Annotated in this window: 23 protein-coding genes; 6 read left to right on the forward strand and 17 right to left on the reverse strand. The window is 61.0% G+C overall.

Annotated features, from left to right (window positions below):
- Window positions 1–88 precede the first annotated feature (88 nt).
- The 9 genes from DevBK_RS02365 to DevBK_RS02405 form a co-directional block, all read right to left on the reverse strand.
- Window positions 89–1,162, reverse strand: a complete 1,074-nt coding sequence (locus DevBK_RS02365) for a 3-deoxy-7-phosphoheptulonate synthase (protein WP_317184341.1) — start codon at window positions 1,160–1,162, stop codon at window positions 89–91.
- Between the two features lie 299 nt (window positions 1,163–1,461).
- Window positions 1,462–2,262: an ABC transporter permease gene (locus DevBK_RS02370; protein WP_317184342.1), complete on the reverse strand. Its 801-nt coding sequence runs from the start codon at window positions 2,260–2,262 to the stop codon at window positions 1,462–1,464.
- A gap of 3 nt (window positions 2,263–2,265) precedes the next feature.
- Complete coding sequence (locus DevBK_RS02375) at window positions 2,266–3,063, reverse strand: ABC transporter permease (RefSeq protein ID WP_317184343.1); 798 nt, start codon at window positions 3,061–3,063, stop codon at window positions 2,266–2,268.
- Window positions 3,060–4,061, reverse strand: coding sequence for an ATP-binding cassette domain-containing protein (locus DevBK_RS02380; RefSeq protein ID WP_317184344.1), 1,002 nt, complete (start codon window positions 4,059–4,061; stop codon window positions 3,060–3,062). The genes DevBK_RS02375 and DevBK_RS02380 overlap by 4 nt, the downstream gene beginning before the upstream one ends.
- Before the next feature lie 114 nt (window positions 4,062–4,175).
- A complete protein-coding gene (locus DevBK_RS02385; protein WP_061910573.1) occupies window positions 4,176–4,679 on the reverse strand; it encodes a pyridoxamine 5'-phosphate oxidase family protein in 504 nt (167 codons plus the stop codon).
- Window positions 4,680–4,775: 96 nt separating this feature from the next.
- A complete protein-coding gene (locus tag DevBK_RS02390; RefSeq protein ID WP_317184345.1) occupies window positions 4,776–5,129 on the reverse strand; it encodes a YciI family protein in 354 nt (117 codons plus the stop codon).
- Window positions 5,130–5,236: 107 nt separating this feature from the next.
- Window positions 5,237–5,767 carry a DUF3060 domain-containing protein gene (locus DevBK_RS02395; RefSeq protein WP_062631642.1) on the reverse strand — a complete coding sequence of 177 codons (531 nt, stop codon included), beginning with the start codon at window positions 5,765–5,767 and terminating at the stop codon, window positions 5,237–5,239.
- 68 nt (window positions 5,768–5,835) lie between these two features.
- Window positions 5,836–7,719: an excinuclease ABC subunit UvrC gene (uvrC, locus tag DevBK_RS02400; protein ID WP_317184346.1), complete on the reverse strand. Its 1,884-nt coding sequence runs from the start codon at window positions 7,717–7,719 to the stop codon at window positions 5,836–5,838.
- 58 nt (window positions 7,720–7,777) lie between these two features.
- Window positions 7,778–8,563: an SDR family oxidoreductase gene (locus tag DevBK_RS02405; protein ID WP_317184347.1), complete on the reverse strand. Its 786-nt coding sequence runs from the start codon at window positions 8,561–8,563 to the stop codon at window positions 7,778–7,780.
- 187 nt (window positions 8,564–8,750) lie between these two features.
- Here DevBK_RS02405 and DevBK_RS02410 point away from each other — a divergent pair, with 187 nt between their 5' ends.
- The gene (locus DevBK_RS02410) at window positions 8,751–9,071 is read left to right on the forward strand and encodes a hypothetical protein (protein WP_317184348.1); all 321 of its coding nucleotides are present in this window, start codon (window positions 8,751–8,753) and stop codon (window positions 9,069–9,071) included.
- A gap of 62 nt (window positions 9,072–9,133) precedes the next feature.
- Window positions 9,134–10,051, forward strand: coding sequence for a DMT family transporter (locus tag DevBK_RS02415; RefSeq protein ID WP_317184349.1), 918 nt, complete (start codon window positions 9,134–9,136; stop codon window positions 10,049–10,051).
- An 82-nt stretch (window positions 10,052–10,133) separates the two neighbouring features.
- Here the strand turns inward: DevBK_RS02415 and DevBK_RS02420 are convergent, their stop codons facing one another.
- Window positions 10,134–10,529, reverse strand: a complete 396-nt coding sequence (locus tag DevBK_RS02420) for a DUF2177 family protein (protein ID WP_061910587.1) — start codon at window positions 10,527–10,529, stop codon at window positions 10,134–10,136.
- A gap of 122 nt (window positions 10,530–10,651) precedes the next feature.
- Between DevBK_RS02420 and DevBK_RS02425 the strand changes: the two genes are divergently transcribed.
- Window positions 10,652–11,089 (forward strand): hypothetical protein, encoded by a 438-nt coding sequence (locus tag DevBK_RS02425; protein ID WP_061910589.1) that lies wholly within the window; start codon window positions 10,652–10,654, stop codon window positions 11,087–11,089.
- A gap of 47 nt (window positions 11,090–11,136) precedes the next feature.
- On the opposite strand, the gene DevBK_RS02430 is transcribed toward DevBK_RS02425, so the two are convergent.
- On the reverse strand, window positions 11,137–11,610 hold the full coding sequence (locus DevBK_RS02430) for an SH3 domain-containing protein (RefSeq protein WP_317184350.1): 474 nt from the start codon (window positions 11,608–11,610) through the stop codon (window positions 11,137–11,139).
- A gap of 176 nt (window positions 11,611–11,786) precedes the next feature.
- Entirely contained in the window at window positions 11,787–12,209 is a 423-nt protein-coding gene (locus DevBK_RS02435) for a MarR family winged helix-turn-helix transcriptional regulator (RefSeq protein WP_156352226.1), read from the reverse strand.
- A 198-nt stretch (window positions 12,210–12,407) separates the two neighbouring features.
- Between DevBK_RS02435 and DevBK_RS02440 the strand changes: the two genes are divergently transcribed.
- From DevBK_RS02440 to hemH, 3 genes are all read left to right on the forward strand, one after another.
- Window positions 12,408–13,304: a LysR family transcriptional regulator gene (locus tag DevBK_RS02440; RefSeq protein ID WP_317184351.1), complete on the forward strand. Its 897-nt coding sequence runs from the start codon at window positions 12,408–12,410 to the stop codon at window positions 13,302–13,304.
- Between the two features lie 14 nt (window positions 13,305–13,318).
- The gene (locus tag DevBK_RS02445; protein WP_317184352.1) at window positions 13,319–15,025 is read left to right on the forward strand and encodes a DUF1007 family protein; all 1,707 of its coding nucleotides are present in this window, start codon (window positions 13,319–13,321) and stop codon (window positions 15,023–15,025) included.
- 89 nt (window positions 15,026–15,114) lie between these two features.
- Window positions 15,115–16,137: a ferrochelatase gene (gene hemH, locus DevBK_RS02450; protein ID WP_317184353.1), complete on the forward strand. Its 1,023-nt coding sequence runs from the start codon at window positions 15,115–15,117 to the stop codon at window positions 16,135–16,137.
- A gap of 3 nt (window positions 16,138–16,140) precedes the next feature.
- Here the strand turns inward: hemH and DevBK_RS02455 are convergent, their stop codons facing one another.
- The 5 genes from DevBK_RS02455 to DevBK_RS02475 all read right to left on the reverse strand — a co-directional run bounded on the left by DevBK_RS02455 (window position 16,141) and on the right by DevBK_RS02475 (window position 19,265).
- Window positions 16,141–16,431 (reverse strand): SH3 domain-containing protein, encoded by a 291-nt coding sequence (locus DevBK_RS02455; protein ID WP_317184354.1) that lies wholly within the window; start codon window positions 16,429–16,431, stop codon window positions 16,141–16,143.
- Between the two features lie 115 nt (window positions 16,432–16,546).
- A complete protein-coding gene (locus tag DevBK_RS02460; RefSeq protein ID WP_317184355.1) occupies window positions 16,547–16,996 on the reverse strand; it encodes a DUF1236 domain-containing protein in 450 nt (149 codons plus the stop codon).
- Between the two features lie 492 nt (window positions 16,997–17,488).
- A complete protein-coding gene (locus DevBK_RS02465; RefSeq protein ID WP_061910605.1) occupies window positions 17,489–17,875 on the reverse strand; it encodes a hypothetical protein in 387 nt (128 codons plus the stop codon).
- A 63-nt stretch (window positions 17,876–17,938) separates the two neighbouring features.
- Entirely contained in the window at window positions 17,939–18,223 is a 285-nt protein-coding gene (locus DevBK_RS02470) for a hypothetical protein (protein ID WP_061910607.1), read from the reverse strand.
- 313 nt (window positions 18,224–18,536) lie between these two features.
- A complete protein-coding gene (locus tag DevBK_RS02475; RefSeq protein WP_317184356.1) occupies window positions 18,537–19,265 on the reverse strand; it encodes a hypothetical protein in 729 nt (242 codons plus the stop codon).
- Window positions 19,266–19,274: the final 9 nt, after the last annotated feature.

A 19,274-nucleotide genomic window follows, 5' to 3' on the forward strand; every position in this document is an offset into this window, starting at 1 on the left:
CGAAAGCGGGAATCTCTTCTTGGAGTGAATGAGATTCCCGCTTTCGCGGGAATGACGTGGTGGGTCGAATAGATTGCTGTGCTGGGCGTTATGCAACCGCCTGATTGTTCACCGCGCGACGTTTTTCGACGGCTTCGGCGAGGGCGTTGAGCGTGGTGACGGTTGTGTCCCAATCGATGCAGCCGTCGGTGATGGATTGGCCGTAGACGAGGTCCTGGCCGGGGACGAGGTCTTGGCGGCCGGCGACCAGGTTGGATTCGATCATGACGCCGATGATGCGCTTGTCGCCGGCGGCGAGCTGGGTGCCGATGTCGGCGAGGACCAAGGGCTGGTTTTCAGGATTTTTGGAGGAATTGGCGTGGCTGGCGTCGATCATGATGGCCGGGTTGAGGCCGGCCTTGATTGCCGCCCGCGCCGAGGCTTCGACGCTTGCGGCGTCGTAATTGGTGGTTTTGCCGCCACGAAGGATGATGTGGCAGTCCTCATTGCCCGTAGTCGCGGCGATGGCCGAGCGGCCGTCTTTGGTGACGGCGAGGAAATGGTGAGGGTGGGAGGCGGAGAGCACCGCGTCTAGGGCGATTTTCACATTGCCATCGGTGCCGTTCTTGAAGCCGACAGGGCAGGAGAGTCCGGAGGCCAGTTCGCGGTGGATCTGCGACTCGGTGGTGCGCGCGCCGATAGCAGCCCAGGACACGAGGTCGGCAATGTATTGCGGGGTCGTCATGTCGAGGAATTCGCAGGCGGCGGGCAGGCCGAGATTGGCTACGTCGAGCAGCAGGGTGCGGGCCGTGTGGAGGCCTTGTGTGATGTTGAAGCTGCCGTCGAGATCGGGGTCGTTGATCAGGCCCTTCCAGCCGACCGTGGTGCGCGGCTTTTCGAAGTAGACGCGCATGATGATTTCGAGGCGATCGCCGAGGGTTTCGCGTAGGGCGACGAGGCGGTTGGCGTAATCCATCGCCGCCTTGGGATCGTGGATCGAGCAGGGGCCGACGATGACGGCGAGGCGATCATCCTGGCCTGTCAGAATATTATGGAAATCGTGGCGGGCGGCGAGGACGGTGCGGGTGGCGGCGTCGGTGCGCGGATGCTGGCGCATGACCTCGATGGGTGTGGTCAGCGGTTTTATTTCGGTGATGCGGAGGTCGTCGGTCGATTTGAGCATTTTTCTTCGGTCTCTCGGTTTTGAAGTCGAGGGGCCAAGAAAAAAGCCGCCTCGGAAGTCGGGCGGCTAGCTTGCGATTTGGGTCTGGTCTTGTCGGGATCAGGACACGCGCGCGATAGCCTCCGCCGGGAGCGGATAGCTAAAATACCAATAAAAGGTCGCTGCGTTGATCATGGCGAGAAAGCTAGCCGAGGAGTCGGGGCTTGTCGAGTCCCGACTTTAGGAGGGGGGCCGCCCTCGTGGTCCGAGGCTCCGCTGCGCTGCGCGCCTCACCATGAGGTCTACTGCGGATTTGGGATTTAGCCACCGGCGCCTTGGTAATTTCGAATGCAATGGCGCCAGTGCAGGGCGCCGAGGAGGACGGCGAGGGGGCCGGCCAAGAGGGACGCAAGGAGAGCCCAATCGCCGAGGAGGGGGACGGGTTTGCCCAAAGTGACGGCGACCGGGACGAAGGCGAGGAAGCCCAAGGGGGCGATGGTAAGCATCAGGATCTGGAGGGGGACTGGGAAGATGTTGAGGGGGTAGCGCGCCAATTCCCAGAAACCGAAAAAGATGGAGAACAGGTGTTTTGAGCGGACCCAGACGAGGGCCGTGGCACCGATCATGGTCATGATGGCAGCGGTGACCATTGCCGCGCTGAGGAGGCTAGCGAGAAAGTAGAGGGCGGTGAGGGGCGACCAATCGACGGCCACCTGGGTGACGGCCCAGGCCATGAGGCCGACGGCGAGGATGATGTGGCCGGCATAGCCGATGTTGAGGCCGGAAAAGACCAGGTAGACCCAAGGGCTGACGGGCTTGATGAGGACTGCGTCGAACGTGCCCTGTCGAACCTGTTCCTCGATGTTGCGGAACTGGGTGAAGCTTAGGGAGGCGCCGAGCGAGTAGGCCAGGAGGTGGAAGGACAGGAGCAGGGCCATTTCGCTCCATGTCCAGCCGCCGAGATTGCCGAAGCGGAGCAGGAGGAGAGCGATTGCCGTGTAGGTGGCGGCATAGCTGAGGGCCTGGGCAAACCAGGCGAGCAGCATGGCGCCGCGATATTCCATGCGGGAGCGCACATACATGCGAACGAGATGCGGGACGACGGCGAGGGAGCGGGACATTTTTCAGCCTCCCTGCACGACGAGGCGGTGGCGCGCCTTGCCCCAGAGGGCGAGGACGGCGGCGGTGAGCAGGCCGAGCCAGAGGAGGCCGATGCCGAGATGGAGCCACGTCGCGGTGGGGTCGAGTTTGCCGAGATAAACGGCTGCCGGATAGTAGCTGATCCATGAAAACGGCAGGTAGCCGAAGATGGTGGCCAGGGGCGTTGGCAGGAACCAAAGGGGGATGATGGCGCCGGAGAAGAGCGACATGATCGCCATGAGAAACCATTCGAGCGAGAAGGCGGTGAGGAGCCAAAAGGCGAGGAGGCCGCAGAGGCACGCGAGGGTGAAGAGGATCAGCCAGGACACCGCCCAATAGGGGAAGAACATGAGGCCGTGAAATAGGCTCGCGGGTGGCAGGAGGCCTACGGTGAAGCCGACGATGAGAGCCACGGGCACGACAATAGCGACGCATTCGAAGGCGAAATGGCCAAAATGGGTCGAGAGGAGATAGCTGGGATAGTGCAGCGGCTTCAGGAGAAAGACCGCGACGTCTCCAGTGCGGACGGCGTCGCCGACATCGTAGAGGACGCGGGAATATTCCCAGTAGAGCAGAGGACCCGAGAGCAGCGCGTAAGTGACCATCTCGGGCAGGGTGATGCCATCGACCTGCGTTGCCCCTGCGAAGGCGGCGGTCCAGATCGCGATGCGCGCAAAAATGCTGACGAGATCGCCAAAGGCGCTGGCCCAGACCTGGTTGCGATAAACGAGGCGCGACTGGAAGGCGGTCAGCGCGAAGGCGGGATAGGCGGCGGCCTTCATGGCCGGGCTCCGGCGAGCGCGGGCTTGTTCTGGTAGAAGGTGCGGATCACCTCCTCGATATTGGGCTCTTCGAGTTTGATGTCGATGAGGTCGTGGCCAGAGCCAAGTTCGGTGAGGACGTCGAGAATGGACGTCTGTTCGTTTTCGAGCAGGAAGTGTTTTGCCGCGCCTTCGTCGGTGACGAGCTCAGCGGTCTTCAGCGTTATCGGGCCGGGATCGGTGCCGAATTCCAGTTTCAAGCGGCGGCGTGAGCCGAGGGTTTGGCGGAGGTGTTTGAGCTCGCCATCGAAGAGCAGTTTGCCGTCATCGACCATGATGAGGCGCGGACAGATTTCCTCGATGTCGACGAGGTCGTGGGTAGTGAGGATGATGGTGGTGCCGCGGTCGCGGTTCACTTCGGCTAGGAATTTTCGAACCGTGTCCTTGGCGACGACGTCGAGGCCGATGGTGGGTTCGTCGAGAAAGAGGATTTTGGGATCGTGCAGCAGCGCCATGGCGATTTCGGCGCGCATGCGTTGGCCGAGGCTGAGCTGGCGGACGGGGCGGTCGATGTAGCTCGCCATGTCGAGCATGGTCGTGAGGCGGGCTAGGTTATCGGCGAAACGGGCGGTGGGGATGTCGTAGATGTGGCGGTTGAGGTCAAAGCTGTCGCGGACGGGGAGATCCCACCAGAGTTGGCTGCGCTGGCCGAAGACGACGCCGATCTCGGCGGCATTGGTGATGCGGTTGGTATGGGGTTCGCGGCCGAGGACTTGGACCGTGCCAGAAGATGGGACCAGGATACCGGTCATCATCTTGATCATGGTGGATTTGCCAGCGCCGTTGGGGCCGAGATAGCCGACGGCTTCGCGCGGCTGAATCGTGAAAGAGATGCCATCGACGGCGCGGATTTCGGTGAAGTCGCGCGAAAAGAGGCCGCGAATGGCGCCACCGAAACCCGACTGACGCTTGGGCTGGCGGAAGATTTTTTCGACTGACGAAGCCGAGATGATAGCCATGGTTCCCCTCCCCAGAGGCGGGGCGAGGCTAGACGATTCTCGGGGCTGGAGAATAGGTTATGTGAAAAGGCCCGCGTCTATGCGACGCGGGCCTTGGTCAGCGATTACTGAAGCCTAGAGATCGACCTTGGCGTTGGCGCCCATGTCGGGCTTGGCGCCGGTGGCGGCCGCAACGAGCATCTTGGCGGTGGCGACGACCATGTTCGGGCTATCCCAGACTTCGCCGTCGTCCGGCGTCACCTTGAGGAGGCGGATCTGAGGATCGTTTTCGTCGTCCCACCAGGCCTTGTCGAATTTTTCCCAGAGCTCGGCGATCTTGGCGCGGTCGTTGAGCACTTCGGCTTCGCCGGCGATGACAGCATATTTGTGGCCACCGTTGTCAGCCCAGGCGAGGGAGACGTGCGGATACTTCTCGATCTCGGTGAGCTTATGGCCTTCGAGATCGGTCAGGAAGTAGATGGCATGTTCTTCGCGGCGCACACGGGCGGACATCGGGCGGCTGCGCTGTTGCTTGCCGTCCCAGGTGGTGAACATGCAGATGTCGATTTTCTCGGCCAGCTCCCAGATGCGGTCGATGGCTTCGCCGGCCGGGAGGGTGTGGTTGTTTTCTTCGGTCATGGTTCGGCTCCTATGAGTTGGAAGACGAACGGCCAGACAGGCGGGAAGTTGCCGCGATGTGAAAGACTAAGCGATCACATCGCTTTGGGGTCATTATCATCCGGCCATATTGAACTGTTGCAGCTGCAGGACGGTGACTTCGCCGTCCCATTCCGGCCAATGCTTGCGGTGGAGTTCTACAAAGCGCTCGGTCCAGTCGACCATCTCGGCGTCGGTCTCGAGTTCATAAACGGCATAGCCGCCGACCATTTCCTTGGCCTCGGCAAAGGGGCCATCGGTGACCATTTGACCCTGGCGCGTCGTGACGGTGCCGGCGAGCGACATGCCGCCGGTTTCGATCATCTTCGCGCCCGCTTCCATGCCGAGTTGCACGATGGCCTGCATCAGGGCCGCGGGCGGCTGGCTGGCTATTTCGGGGTTGAGGGTCTTGACCATGGTGAGGAATTTCATCGGACGCTCCTGTTTGTGTTCTGACAATAAGACGAACCGAGGAGACGCTTTTCGACAAAAATCTGAAGGTGCGGAAAAGAAAATGCCGGGACGGGCCCGGCACTGGTCTATTCGATGCGATTGACAGCGTTGTCGATACCGCCAATGTCGATCCGTGGCTCTGGCGCGCCTTCGCCGAGATCCCAATTGACGACCTGCTCGGTGCCCTGGACGTCGATCGTCGTCTTGGATTTGAGGGTGAGGTTGGCGGTCTGTTCGGCGCCATTGATGGAGACCTTGGCCGCATCGTCGGCTGCTTCGATCGTCGCATTGACGGTGTTTTCCGTGGTGTCGATCGAGAGGGTCGAGACCTTATCGGCGTTGACCGTGTGGCCGATGCCGGAGATGGCGATGGTGGCGGCGTCTTCGACATGGACCGTGTGGCCATCGCCGTGGACGACGACCTGGCCGCATGTACCGGTCAGGTCGATCTGGTTGTCGGCGCCATAGATGCCAACATCGAGGCCATCGCAGGGAACGGTGCGCGTCAAGCCGACGCCTTCGATGACGACTTCCTCGGGCTTGGCCGTATCGCTCACCTGAGCGAAGGCGGAAACGGGGAGGGCGGCGAGAAGGGCAATCGACAGGATGAGACGCATGGCAGATTCCACTGACCGTTTAATATGCGCGGAAACTGCAGGCAGAGTTCGGCCTCAATGGGGCAGGATCACGTTCGATTGAAGTGATCGTAAATGAGCTGCGCCATGGCGTTTGAAATACTGGGTACCGCTGCAAGGTCCATGAGGCTGGCGCGGGCCACGGCCTTGGCGGAGCCAAAGTGGTTCAGGAGCGCGCGTTTTCGCGTCGGGCCAATGCCTTCGATTTCGTCGAGCGGATTGGAAATCTGCTCTTTCTTGCGTTTGGCGCGGTGGGTGCCGATGGCGAAGCGGTGCGCTTCGTCGCGGAGGCGCTGCACGTAATAGAGGACGGGGTCGCGGTGCGGCAGCATGAAGGCGTCCTTGCCTTCCATGAAGAATTTTTCGCGGCCAGCGTCACGCTCTTCGCCCTTGGCGATGCCGATGAAGGTGACTTCCTTGGGCAGGTTCAGTTCGGCAATGACCTGTCGCACGGCATTGAGCTGGCCGGCGCCGCCATCGATAAAAACTATATCGGGCCAATCGGGCATGCCGGTCGCTTCGTCTTCGGCGTCGGTTTCGCTTTCGGCGGCGAGACGGGCGAAGCGGCGGGTCAGCACCTCGCGCATCATGCCGAAGTCATCCCCGGCGGCGATGTCGGATTTGATGTTGAAGGTGCGGTAGTGCTTTTTCGAAAAGCCTTCCTCGCCCGCCACGACCATGGCGCCGACCATATTGGTGCCGGAGATGTGGGAGTTGTCGTAAACTTCGATGCGGCGCGGGGGATCGTCGAGCCCAAAGCAATTGGCAACGCCTTCGAGAAGCGTGCGATTGGAGGCGCCTTCAGCGAGCTGGCGGCCAAGGGCTTCGCGGGCGTTTTGCATGGCGTAATTGACGAGGTCGCGCTTTTCGCCGCGTTGCGGAGTTTCGACGCGGACTTTTTGTCCAGCGCGGCTGCGAAGCGCCTCTTCAAGCAGTTCGCGCTCGGCCATCTCGTGGCTGAGGAGCACGAGGCTGGGAGGCGTGCGATCTTCGTAGAACTGGCCGATAAAGGCTTCGAGCACTTCCACGTCGGTGAGAGAATCGTCTGCCTTGGGGCGGAAGGCGTGATTGCCCCAGTTCTGGAAAGCGCGGAAGAAGAAGACTTGGACGCAGAATTGGCCGCCTTCATGGTGGATGGCGAAGACGTCGGCTTCTTCGACATTGCGCGCGGTTGCGTCGCCGCCCTGTGATTGGACGACGGCAAGGGCCGAGAGGCGATCGCGGATCAGGGCGGCGCGCTCGAAATCGAGATTCTCGGCGGCGGATGCCATGTCCTTTTGCAGGTGGTCGCGGACTGATTGGGATTTGCCGGTGAGAAAGAGGCGCGCGTCTTCGACCAGTTCGCCGTAGGCCTCAAGGCTGGTTTCGCGGGTGCAGGGGCCGGCGCAGCGTTTGATCTGGTATTGCAGGCAAGGCCTTGTGCGGGCTGCGTAAAAGCTATCCGAGCAATTGCGGAGGAGGAAGGCCTTCTGGAGGCTTGCAATGGTGCGGCTGACGGCGACAGCGGACGCAAAAGGACCAAAATAATGGCCAGGACGACGCCGGCTACCGCGGTGCTTGGTAAGTTCGGGCGCTTCGTGATCGGTGGCGATCAGGATGTAGGGGAAGCTCTTGTCATCGCGGAGGAGGACATTGAAACGCGGCTTCAGACGCTTGACAAGATTGGCTTCAAGAAGGAGCGCTTCGGCTTCGGTCTCGGTGCGGACGAATTCCATGCTGACCGTGGCAGCGATCATGCGCTGGATGCGCACGGGCAGGCCCTCGGGACGAGTGTAGTTGGTGACCCGCGACTTGAGCGAGCGCGCCTTGCCTACATAGATGACCTCGCCATTGGCATCGACCATGCGGTAGACGCCCGGGGCGGAGGGCAGGGTGCGGACGAAGGCGCGGATGACCTCCGGGCCGGCAGGTTGTGGGCTAGGCGTATCTGTCATGGTCTAAAGCGGTTTTCGTGATTGGAGTCGCATGAGCGCTCCAACTCCTTTTCGGTGGTCAGGCCCTAGGGGTTGGACCGCGTCGGGCGGGGTAGTCAAGATGTTTGCCGCCATCGAGGGCCAGCATCTGGCCGGTGAACGCGGGCATGGAGAGAATGGCGAGGACGCCCTGGGCAATTGCGTCGGGGTCTGCGTGGCGCTTGAGCGGCAAGGATTTCACGCTGTCGGCAAAATCCTGATCGCTCTGGCCTTTGTGGGGCAGGACAGGCCCGGGGCCGATGGCATTGACGCGAATGGCGGGCGCCAGGGATTGGGCCATGGTGCGTGTTGCGGTCCACAGCACCGATTTTGAGAGCGTATAGCTGAAATAGGCCGGGCTTGGGTGCAGCACCCGTTCGTCGATCATGTTGATGATGTTTCCTTCGACGCCATAGGGCAATTGCGCGGCGAAGTCGCGTGACAGGAATATGGGAGCCTCGGCATGGACCGAAAAGTGCTGGTCCCAGAGTTCCTCGTTCACATCCTGGGCACTGTCGGGATCGAACACCGAGGCATTGTTGATCAGAATGGTGAGGGGACCGAAGGGCTTGGCCGCCTCGGCGATCAGAACGGCGCGGCTTTTGCGATCCGAGAGGTCAGCCTGCACGGTCCTGGCGCGGCCGCCTGATGCGACGATTTCCGCAGCGACTTTTTCAGCGCCGTCTGCGCCGGAGCGATAGTGGATAACAACGGCGTCGCCCTGTTTGGCCAGCGCCCTGGCGATGGTGGCGCCGATGCGGTCATTGGCGCCGGTGATGAGCGCTACGCCAAGCGTGTCAGGGAAAATATGCGGCTGCTGGGGCATCGGAGATCAACAGGCCGCCTTCGCGACCCCCTTTAACATATGTGGCTGACGCGACAGCCAAGGTGCTGTCGGTATTGGAAACAATTGTCAGACTACCGCAGCAGCAGCTTGCGCTTTCGCCGCGTCAGGCGCGGGGTTAACGTGGTTATGCGGACGGGAAATCCGCAGATGAGAGAGGGGGACTAAAATGGACGTTCTAGTACCCATAGTGGTGCAGCTTATCGCCGGCGGTGCTGGCGGGAGTGTCTTGGGGCAATTGGCACGATCGCTCAGCCTTGGACCGGTGGGCGATAGCATAGTTGGTGCAATCGGAGGCGTGTTGGGCACGTTTCTGACAGGGCTTTTGCCCAATTTCGACACGCTTCTTGGCGCTTCATCGGCGACCAGCGCCATGGATTTGGGAGCGCTTGCCGGGCAGGGTGCAGTAGCCTTGATCATCGGCGGCGCGCTGACGGCGATCGTGGGCACGGTGAAGTCTTTCATGGTCAAGGGTAGGGCCATGCGATAGCTTGAAGGCGCCCCGCACGCGTTGCGATTTGTGGGGCGTTTTTTCCTGCCTTCGATGTGACCATGTCCTCCCCCACCGACCAGAGCCCCGACAATCTCGGGCGCGCCATTGCCTTGACGCTCACCACCATTGCCGTTTTCGGCGTGCAGGATGCGGTGTCCAAGCTTCTCGTGCAAGATTACTCCCCGTTCCAGATCACCATGATGCGCTATTGGGGATTTGCCCTGTTTGCGCTGGTGATGGTGGCGCGGCAGGGACCGATTCGACAGGCTTTCCATTCTGCCATGCCGAAGCGACAGATTTTGCGCGGCGTGCTGCTGATGGCCGATATCTGGTGTTTTGCGATCGCGCTGCAGACGGTGCCGCTCGGAGAGCTGCAGGCGATCGTGATCGTCTATCCGCTTTTGGTGACGGTTTTTGCCATTCCGATCCTTGGCGAGAAGGTCGGGATTTTCCGGTTTGCGGCCGTGGGTGCCGGTTTGGTGGGCGCATTCGTGATCCTGCGGCCGGGCGGGGTGCCGATGACCTGGGGCGTCGTCTTCGCGCTGGCGTCGGCCTCGTTTTACGCCATCTACATTGTTTTGACGCGGCAGGTGTCGAAGGCTGATGGCGCGGGAACCAGCCTCGCCTATGCGTCCTGCGTGGGCTTGGTTCTCTCGAGCATGGTCGGCGTTTTCTTCTGGCAGCCCATGGAGTGGCAGGCGCTGCTCATGGTGGTGCTCGTGATGATCACCACCTGCGCGGGACATGGCGTGATGGTCTATGCGCTGGGTATGGCGCCAGCCAGCGTCTTGCAGCCGTTCAACTATTTCTCGCTGCCCTGGGCGATCGTTCTCAGTGTCGTTGTGTTCGGGCACTGGATCGATCCGGTTTCGCTGGTGGGCGCGGGGATTATCGTGATTGCCGGCTTGGTCGTGATGGCGCGGGAGCGGAAGAAGAAGATTCCGGCCGTGGTGGTGGCGCCGGTGGGAGAGGCCTAGGGCGGCGCCGCAAAACCTCAGGATGGGCCCCGGCTCAAGGCCGGGGTAACGTCTTGTGTGTGGGTGCAGGTAGGCGATCAAGTCAGGCGAAGAATCTCGAAATCCAGACGCCGGCGGCGGAGCTGACGGCGGTCAGGGTTGTGCCCCAGGCCATGTCGACTATGGCAACCTTGGGCGAGAAGCCCTGGATAGTCGAGAGATTGGTCAGGTCATAGGTGCCATAGGCGACGAAGCCCAGGATGGCGCCGAGGACGAGAGCTTTGACCACATCGCCATCGGCTGGCGCTGCAACGAGAGCGACGATGCCGACGATGTAGGCGAGGTAAAACAACCCGGCGATAACGAGATTGGGCTGTTCGCGCATCAGGCCGCCGAGTTCGGGCATGTAAAAATTCTTGCCCATGGTCGAAAGCCAGATGAAGTCGAGCGGGAAAAACACGATGGCGATAGCGCCGTAGAGAATGAGATATTTGGTCAAGGTAAGCCTCCCCTAAAACTATTCAGGAAACGAGGCGCATTGCGTTCTGGATCACTTGCAGTAGCCCATGTGAAGGGGCATGTGTCTGGCAAGGACTGCCTGCGCACCCGAGGGGACGGACTATGGGATTGCTCCAAATTGCCTTGATCCTGCTGTTGATCGGCGGTGGCTGGACCTTGCTCACCCGCAAGAAGGTGACGCGGGAGCGCGATGCGCTGACCTTGCGCCGCGTCGACGCCTATATCGAAACCATCAGGCGAGAGCGGCGCAATGCGGATCTCGTGGCGATGAGCGACAGTGAATTGCGCGACCTGCTGCATGCCGGAGCGCGGAACTATCGGGTGGCGAGTGAGAAGCGGACCTGGTTTCTGCTTGGTGTTGGCGGGGTAACGCTCTTTTCAGCCATTGCGATTGCGAGCCATGACGGATGGCGCGGCTTTGGAATTGCCATGTTGGTCGGCGCGATTGCGGCCTATGGTCTGAATGAGTTTCTGGCGCGCAGGGCGCGGGCGCCGCTGGAGCGGCACGGGATCGATGTCGAGCGGTTGATCGTCGAATAAAAAAGCACCGAGCCGAAGCCCGGTGCCTTTGATCATGTCAGGGTCGGTTATTGGCCGACGCAGAAGTAGCCATTGGGGCCATTGTAGCAGAAGCTGGCGCCCGGATTGCTCGGGTAGGGGTAGTTAGGACGCGGCGGACGCGGATTCCAGTGTGGCGGACGCGGCGGTGGGCCGGGGTTCCAGTGCGGCGGGCGCGGCTGGTTCCAGTGGGGAGGACGCGGTGGCGGAGGTGGCTCATAGCCGCCATTCCAGCCGCCACCGCCGCCGGTCGAGAGATAGTTTGCCGAGACCCAACCATCTGGGCCGCGCTTTTCGATGTAGCACCAGCTACCGCGACAATATTGGACGTCCACACGTTCGCCGCGGCGCAATGCATCGACGACACCATAACCGGTACCCGGACCGGAGCGGACGTTGACATTGCTGGTTGCGACTGCAGGAGCGGCCGAAGCCGCAGCGGTGGTTGCCAGTACTGCCAGGGTTGCGAGCGTGGAGGCTATGAGCTTGCGATTGAAGGCCATGGGAGTTCTCCTTTCCCTGTCGTTGGCTTTGTTTGCCTGGGACTAATTAAGCGCATTGTGGATGAACCCAGACTGAACAAAGCCTTTAGACTTCAGAGAGCCCAGACGTTTCACGGTGCGTTGATTGGAGAAATGCGCGAAATGGCGCGGCGTTGCTCGCGGACAGGGTGTCCGCGTTAAAATTGCAGCAGATCGGTAAAACGCTTGAGGATCTGGCCGAACTTCTTGCGTTGCTTGGGCTTGAGTTCGCCGAGAAGCGCTTCTTCGAGCTGGGCCCAATGATCGGCGAGACTATTGCGGATGCGAATGCCGCGCTCGGTAAGCGCAACGCCGGGAACCAGCTCCGGGCCGACCGCACGCCGATCGATCAAGTCGCGCTCGATGAGGCGGCTGAGGCGAGGGTTGAGGGATTCGAGGGAGAGGCCAAGTTCATCGGCAAGGGCCTGTTCAGTCGTGCCGGAGCGACCAAGCTCGAACAGCACGGCGTCATCACCGGGCTCGAGACCGCGTTCCTTGAGCGGCACGAGCAGCGCCTTGTGTGCCAATTGGCCGGCGGCGATGAGCCGGTAGAGCACGGAGCTGGGTGAAGGTTTGGACATAAGCGGGAAAATAGTCCGAACTCCAGTTACGCGTCGATGATGCTTCTATCCTATCGTTAATCAGGCAACGACCAAGACCCGTTATTGTTCACTCAGCGCAGATGAGTTATGCGTCCATTTGCAGGGTTGGGCGATGCAATCGCGCTTGTCTCGGCATAAGGCGGCGCGCCGCGGCGTGCGAGCAGCGAGGGACCAAATATGCAGGATCTGGCCCGCATTCGTGCATTCGTGCAGGTCTTCGACTCAGGCGGTTTTTCCTCGGCCGCGCGGCTCCACGGGCGCTCCAAGGCGCTGCTCAGCAAATATGTCACCGATCTTGAAGACTATCTTGGCGTTCGGTTGATGAATCGCACGACGCGAAAACTTAGCCTCACCGAAGCGGGCGAAGCATATTATCGTGAAGCCTCGTCACTGCTGCAGCAACTGGACGATCTCGACGCGACAATTACCGACCAGACGGCAGAGCCGCGCGGCATGTTGCGGGTCTCAGCACCGCGTAATTTCGGCGAGTCGACGCTGGCGCCGGCAATCTTCGAGTATCTCAAGAAGTATCCAAAAGTGTCGCTCGATCTCCGGCTTGAGGATCGCTATGTCGATCTCGTCGATGAGGGGATCGATGTGGCGTTGCGGATTTCGACGCTGGCGGATTCCTCGCTGATCGCGCGCAAGATCGCCGATATGCATGTTGTCGTCGGTGCGGCGCCATCGCTGCTGCAGGCGGTTGGTGCGCCCAAGCACCCTGAGGATTTGCGGCATTTGCCCTGCATTATCGATGTGAACCTGCAGGGGCAATCGAATTGGCGGTTCATCGAGGACGGCAAGACGATCTCGGTGCCGGTCAATGGGCCGCTGCGGGTTAATTCGCCTTTGGCGGCACGCAAAGCGGCGGCGATGGGCCTTGGATTCGTCGTATTGCCTTCGTACCTGGCTGACCCGCTGGTGACGAGTGGAGAGCTCGTGCCGGTGCTGCCCGGCTTTCTGCCCACGGGGCAGACGCTGCAGGCCGTCTATCCGCATCGGCGGCATCTGGCGGGCAAGGTGCGGGCGCTGATCGATCATCTGGTGGACTGGTTCGCCACTCACCCGATCAACTGACGGATTCTGCTGGCGTGACTATTGCTGCTATCCGAGCCCAGGCCTTGCGCCTTGCGGTGCTCTTGCTTGCGGTTCTTGGGCTGGCTCAGCCCGTCTTTGCGCATCCTCATATTTTCATCGACGCCAAGGTCGACGTGGTCTTTGACGACGCCGGGCGCATTGCGGCGCTGCGGCACCACTGGACATTCGACACTGCCTTTTCCGTTTGGATGGTGCAGGGGCTCGACACCAATAGCGATGGCACGGTCAGCACTGAAGAGATGCAGCCGCTTGCCGACGACAACATGCACGGGCTCGCGCAGTACGATTTCTACACTTATGCCGGGGATGGCATGGCGTTCACACCGGCCGGCGACCAGCGGATGCGCTATGAAAACAATCGGGTGACGCTCGATTATTCGATCAATGCCACCGAGCCCGTCGCGCCAGGATCGAAGTTCGAACTCGGGATTTTTGACGCCGAATATTATGTAGCCATCAGCTTCGCCGATGCTTCCGCGGTGCAATTGGTAAACGCACCGGCAAGTTGTTCGACGCGACTGGTGCCGCCTGCGCCCATGGACAAGGCGACCGAAGACCGGCTCTATGCGCTGGGTCCGGATGTTCTTGAATTACCGCCTGACCTGGCGGCCGCGATGCGCGGCACGCAGGGGATGATCGTCATTTCTTGTGGTCCCGCACCGGCGCCGACGACAGCGCTGGAGGCGACGCAGCACGTGGCCGAGGCGCGGCCGACGGCGCCTTTTGGTGGTCCGCCGCCTGAGCGTGGGCTCAACCTGCCACGCACCGGCTTTTTCGGTTGGATCCAGCAGGAGCAGCGCAATTTTTACGCCGCGATGACCGGGGCGCTTGATCGCATGCGCAGCGATTGGACGGCCTTCTGGCTGCTTGGCGGGCTGAGTTTCCTCTATGGCGTGTTCCACTCGGCGGGCCCGGGGCATGGCAAGGTGGTCATCTCGTCCTATGTGCTCGCCAATGAGCGTCAGTTGCGGCAGGGGATCGCGCTCAGTGCGGTGTCGGCGCTGTTACAATCAGTGGTTGCCATCGTCTTTGTTTTGTTGCTGGCCGGCGTGTTGCGGCTGACGAGTACGGCACTTGGCGACGCCGCTTATTGGGTCGAAATCCTCAGCTACGCGATGGTCGCGCTGCTTGGTGTGTGGCTGTTGCTGCGCAAGATTTTTGGCTGGGGGCATCACCACCACCACCATCCAGAGCCGAGGCCGGCGCGCCGCGATATCTGGCATGATCATGATGGGCACGCGCATGAGCATCATGACCACGACCATGATCACCACGACCACGGGCATGATCATGATCATGATCATGGGCATAGTCATGATGATCACCACCGGCATGATCACGAGCATCACCACATGCATCATGCCGTGGCGCCGGCTGATCTAAGGGGTAATTGGCGCGAAAAGCTGGGAGTCGTGCTGGCGGTGGGGTTGCGGCCGTGCTCTGGCGCGTTGGTGGTGATGGTCTTTGCGCTGTCGCAGGGTGTGCTGCTGGCAGGCGTCGTTTCGGTCTTGCTGATGGGGCTGGGTACGGCGATCACCGTTGCGGTGCTGGCGTCGTTGGCGGTTGGCGCAAAGGGGCTTGTGAGCCGGCTTGGGGGTGGCGAGAGTGTTTTGGCACAGCGGATCGTCTGGTGGGCCGAATTGGCAGGCGCGGCTTTCGTGCTGATGTTCGGTATTCTCCTCCTGATGGCGAGCCTTTAGAGCGCGACCCAGTGCCGCCTTGCGGCGAGGCGAGAAGCGGCTATGGTGCGGCCAAAATCTGGACTCATTCCAAGACCGGCCCCCAAAAAATGTCCGACCACCTGCCTAAAAATCACCCGCCCGTTCCGCAGCAAAAGGTGGGCGTGCTGCTGCTCAATCTCGGCACGCCTGACGCGACCGATTTCTGGAGCGTGCGGCGCTATCTCAAAGAGTTTCTGTCCGACCGGCGCGTGATCGATACCAATCGGTTGATCTGGTGGCCGATCCTCAACCTCATCATTCTCAATTTCCGGCCGCAAAAGGCCGGCCATGCCTATGCGCAGATTTGGGACAAAGAGCGCAATGAGAGCCCGCTGCGCGTGATCACGCGGGCGCAGACCGAGGCGCTGGCGGCGCGTATGTCGGGCGATGGCGTAATGGTCGAATATGCCATGCGCTACGGCAATCCTTCGACCAAGAGCGTGCTTGAAAAGATGCAGGCGGCCGGGTGCCAGAAAATCCTGCTCGTGCCGCTCTATCCGCATTATTCGGCGACGACGACGGCGACGGCGAATGACAAGGCGTTCGATGCGCTCAAGCAGATGCGGTGGCAGCCGGCGGTGCGGACGGCACCGGCTTACTTCGAGGATGCCAAGTATATCGAAACGCTCGGCAATTCGATCCGCGACGGCGTTGCCAAGCTCGATTTCGAGCCTGATCTCGTGATCACCAGCTACCACGGCATGCCGGTCGAATATCTCAAGAAGGGCGATCCGTACCATTGCCAGTGTTACAAGACGACGCGGCTGGTGCGGGAATATCTCGGGTGGCCCAAGGAGAAGCTGATGGTCACCTTCCAGAGCCGGTTCGGGCCGACGGAATGGCTGCAGCCTTATACCGACAAGACGCTAGAGGCGCTGCCGGGCAAGGGGATCAAGAAGGTCGCGATCCTGGCGCCGGCATTTTCGGCGGATTGTATCGAGACGCTCGAAGAGATCGCCATGGGCGGCAAGGATACCTTCATGGAAGCGGGCGGGGAAAACTATGCCTATATCCCGTGCCTCAATGACAGTCCCGGCGGCATGGATATGATTGAGTCGATGGTGCGCCGCGAGCTGAGCGGGTGGTTGTAACAGCTACCAGGCTGGGCCGCTGAAATCGGGCGGGGTGGCGCGGATTTTGGCGGACCAGCCGACGAGCCAGGAGGCGTCGACCCAGCCGGTGTCGGTGACGAAACACCAGCGGTCGTTGCGAGTGCAATAGTCGAGGGTCACTTCGGTGCCGTCGGGGATGCGGCCGATGATGCCGTATTCCATGCCGGGGCCGGTGCGGACGGCGATATTGCCGCCTGACACGCGCGCGGTGGGGGCGGCGAGGGCAGGGGTGACGGCGAGCGCCAGAAGAGCGGGGATGAGCAGGGCGCGCATGGGGCAATCCTTGGGTTTGCCTGTTCTTGCCGCAGCGGCGGGGCCTAGACAAGGCGATAGCCCCCAAAAAGAAAACGACCGCCCAGAGGCGGCCGCTTTCGAAAGAATTTGACGATTACTGCGCTGCGACGACGAGGCCGGGCGAGTAGACGACAGCGCGATTGCTGAGGTCGACGAAGTAGACGCGGTCATTGGTGTAGAAATAACCGTGGGTCGGATCGCCTTCGATCGGATGGATGACGATGGCTTCGGGGACGGCATAGCCGACATCGATGGAGCCATCGATCACGACGGGATCGGTCGGGTGCATGCGGACATAATCCACCGAGCTGGCTTCAACGCCGCCGGCTGCGCCGATGGTCGCGCCGGTAAAGCCGCCAATGGCTGCGCCGATGGGCCCGAAGATCAGGCCGCCAACGATGGCGCCCGTGGTGGCACCGGCAGCGCCGCCGACAACCGCGCCGCCCGCGGCCTGCTCATTGGGGTCCTTGATGATCTGCGCCTGGGAAATGGCTGGGGCCAGGACGATGGTCGAGGCCATAAGGGCAATAAAAAGCTTCTTCATTTTAGTCTCCGTTGGCTTTCGCCTTTGGCAATGGGCTGACAACTGGCGAGCCCTCGCGAAGGTTCCGGTTCCGAACGAATGTGCTTTTTGCGCGTGGCGCATGGGCCACAAACAAGCGCGCAGCAGAAAATGCCGCCTGGCCTTGCGGCGTCGCGGTTTTGCTTACGATAACGGGCGGCCATTGGGCCTTTCTGACTAGGGTAGAACGGTCCAAGGGCCGCCCGTTACGGGTCCGGAGTTTGCAGCGGGTCCGGAATCAGGCGCGAACGTTATTTCAGTCGCGGCTGCCGTATTTCAACTCCCCGCCCGGACAGGCGCCCCCATCCACCGGCCTCCCATCCGGCCCTGCGTCGGGACCGCGTAACTGATGGGATGGCTGCAGTATGGGGCAGGCTTTTGGGGCCGGGGATAGATTTTTGGATTTTTGCATTTTTGGGCCGCCTGGCGGGCGTGGGCGGCCTTGGTACGGGCGTGGATTAGCGGATGCCAGGCTCAGGTGTGCTTGGAGGGAAAGCCATCGGCATCGAGAGCCGGCGCGAGGACGCGAAAAGATTTATGGAATTTGCCATTGGCCTTATAGTGGGCATAGCGATCCTCGAACATGATGCCGGCGGCCGTCAGGCGCGTCACGAGAATGGCAAGATCGGCCAGGGTAAAGGGCTCGTCGGGGATGAGCACGCGGAAATGCGGCATGCCGGCTTCGCGGCGAAAAAGTTTGAACGCCTGCTGGATCATGGAATTGCAGGCCTCCCTCGTGTGCTCGCCGATCGGGCCCTTAGGCTTATGGAAGCGCACGATATAGGTCATCGCGATCACATCGACCTGCAGGCGATTATAGGCGCAGATGCGGCGCTGGCTGAGATAGGGGGTGCGGCTCATGTCGGTCTCTCCTTGTTGGAGAGACGAGGATAGGGGCGGCGGGGGCGTGGGGGATAAGTGGGGCTAGTAGCGCACCGGGCGCTTGGCGATGATCTCGGCGATGCGGATCGTGTCGCCGGCATTGAGATAGCGGCCGCGTTCGAGGATTTCGCTCACATATTCCTCATAGGTCAGGCCAATCAGGGCGGCGCGCTGCGCGCGGATCCTGGCGATGTCGAAGGGGGCATCGAAGGCGCGCTTCTTTGCATGGGCCCATTCGAAATACCGGCCGATGCCATTTTTGCCCCAGGGCGGGATATGGGTGTCGTCATCGTCAAGCGGCGGGCCGCCGTTGGAGAGGGTGGTCATGCGGGCAGGGTGGCCCAGGGCGGGGCGAGGGGCAATGCGTTGTTTGGCGTAGGTGGTTGCGTTTGCGTTCTTTCCGCGTAGCGTCGCCTTGCATAGGCAAACACTTGCGAGCCTTGGGCTATTACGATGGCGGGCAGTCCACGGGCTAGGCGCTGGAGCTTTCTGCGGCTGATGGCGGGCACGTGCTAGTGCTAGCCATCTGGCGGTGACGCCGGGGCGGTTGGCGCGACTGGTGCAGGCATATGCACCTCAGGCCGAAGTCGATAAGCGGCTTTGGTTAGGGTGAGGGCTAGGCGGCCGATCTTGAAGAGAGTTACTTCAATATCGCGCCATTGGGCGGCATGATATTGTTCCACTGCTGCGCTATGCCTGCGCATGCAGCCTGAATCTCCTTGTACATGTACACTGAGTTTGTAGGTGCTTCGTACACTTTGCCGTTAAAGCCGTCCAACGTCTGGCAGAGCGCCAGCTCAGGCGATGATTCTTCCTCAAAGGGTTCATCTTTGAGTACCCCAAACATTAACGCTGACTGCCATGCCGCGGTCTGCTCGGACAGACGCGCCGATTTGCTATAGCGCAAATTTACTGCGCCAATCTTTCGGTTATTTCGTTTATTCGTCCTTGCGACGAGAACGTCCGGAAAGAACGAAATCTCCGTGCCGTTAAAGTCGATCTTTTTCTGAGACGTGCAGCGAACGAATTCAGCCCCCTTAATTGCAATAGGCGCCATCGAGACTACTGACCTGATGTAATCTAGGTTGTGCTGTTTGACCTCTTCCTCAAAGTCAGTGTCGGTAATTTTCCCTTCGTACACGGCAATTTCTTCGCCAAGCTTGGCCATATCTACGTTGCCGTTAACTATTGATTCTGCTACTATTCTTCTGGCGTCTGCATGTTGAATCACGGCGGTGACTGCTTGGTATTTGCAGCTTCTAAGTATTCCCCTCCTGGCTTGCTCTGACGCGGCCATGTAGTCCGCCAGCTTGTTGTCCGAGAGTCTCGGGTGTCTAACCTCTCGGTGCGTGGGCTTTTCTTTTAGCATCGGAGTTCC

The organism is Devosia sp. BK (assembly GCF_032907385.1).
Classification (GTDB): domain Bacteria; phylum Pseudomonadota; class Alphaproteobacteria; order Rhizobiales; family Devosiaceae; genus Devosia.

Coding starts and splice junctions, on each gene's coding strand:
- uvrC (WP_317184346.1), bottom strand. CDS start 7,719: ATGACAGATACGCCTAGCCCACAACCTGCCGGCCCGGAGGTCATCCGC.
- DevBK_RS02385 (WP_061910573.1), bottom strand. CDS start 4,679: ATGACCGAAGAAAACAACCACACCCTCCCGGCCGGCGAAGCCATCGAC.
- DevBK_RS02375 (WP_317184343.1), bottom strand. CDS start 3,063: ATGAAGGCCGCCGCCTATCCCGCCTTCGCGCTGACCGCCTTCCAGTCG.
- DevBK_RS02380 (WP_317184344.1), bottom strand. CDS start 4,061: ATGGCTATCATCTCGGCTTCGTCAGTCGAAAAAATCTTCCGCCAGCCC.
- DevBK_RS02370 (WP_317184342.1), bottom strand. CDS start 2,262: ATGTCCCGCTCCCTCGCCGTCGTCCCGCATCTCGTTCGCATGTATGTG.
- DevBK_RS02435 (WP_156352226.1), bottom strand. CDS start 12,209: ATGTCCAAACCTTCACCCAGCTCCGTGCTCTACCGGCTCATCGCCGCC.
- DevBK_RS02455 (WP_317184354.1), bottom strand. CDS start 16,431: ATGCGCGCCCTGCTCATCCCCGCTCTTCTGGCGCTCGCCGTCACCCCT.
- DevBK_RS02430 (WP_317184350.1), bottom strand. CDS start 11,610: ATGGCCTTCAATCGCAAGCTCATAGCCTCCACGCTCGCAACCCTGGCA.
- DevBK_RS02405 (WP_317184347.1), bottom strand. CDS start 8,563: ATGCCCCAGCAGCCGCATATTTTCCCTGACACGCTTGGCGTAGCGCTC.
- DevBK_RS02365 (WP_317184341.1), bottom strand. CDS start 1,162: ATGCTCAAATCGACCGACGACCTCCGCATCACCGAAATAAAACCGCTG.
- DevBK_RS02425 (WP_061910589.1), top strand. CDS start 10,652: ATGGGATTGCTCCAAATTGCCTTGATCCTGCTGTTGATCGGCGGTGGC.
- DevBK_RS02390 (WP_317184345.1), bottom strand. CDS start 5,129: ATGAAATTCCTCACCATGGTCAAGACCCTCAACCCCGAAATAGCCAGC.
- DevBK_RS02470 (WP_061910607.1), bottom strand. CDS start 18,223: ATGACCACCCTCTCCAACGGCGGCCCGCCGCTTGACGATGACGACACC.
- DevBK_RS02395 (WP_062631642.1), bottom strand. CDS start 5,767: ATGCGTCTCATCCTGTCGATTGCCCTTCTCGCCGCCCTCCCCGTTTCC.
- DevBK_RS02475 (WP_317184356.1), bottom strand. CDS start 19,265: ATGCTAAAAGAAAAGCCCACGCACCGAGAGGTTAGACACCCGAGACTC.
- DevBK_RS02415 (WP_317184349.1), top strand. CDS start 9,134: ATGTCCTCCCCCACCGACCAGAGCCCCGACAATCTCGGGCGCGCCATT.
- DevBK_RS02460 (WP_317184355.1), bottom strand. CDS start 16,996: ATGAAGAAGCTTTTTATTGCCCTTATGGCCTCGACCATCGTCCTGGCC.
- hemH (WP_317184353.1), top strand. CDS start 15,115: ATGTCCGACCACCTGCCTAAAAATCACCCGCCCGTTCCGCAGCAAAAG.
- DevBK_RS02465 (WP_061910605.1), bottom strand. CDS start 17,875: ATGAGCCGCACCCCCTATCTCAGCCAGCGCCGCATCTGCGCCTATAAT.
- DevBK_RS02440 (WP_317184351.1), top strand. CDS start 12,408: ATGCAGGATCTGGCCCGCATTCGTGCATTCGTGCAGGTCTTCGACTCA.
- DevBK_RS02410 (WP_317184348.1), top strand. CDS start 8,751: ATGGACGTTCTAGTACCCATAGTGGTGCAGCTTATCGCCGGCGGTGCT.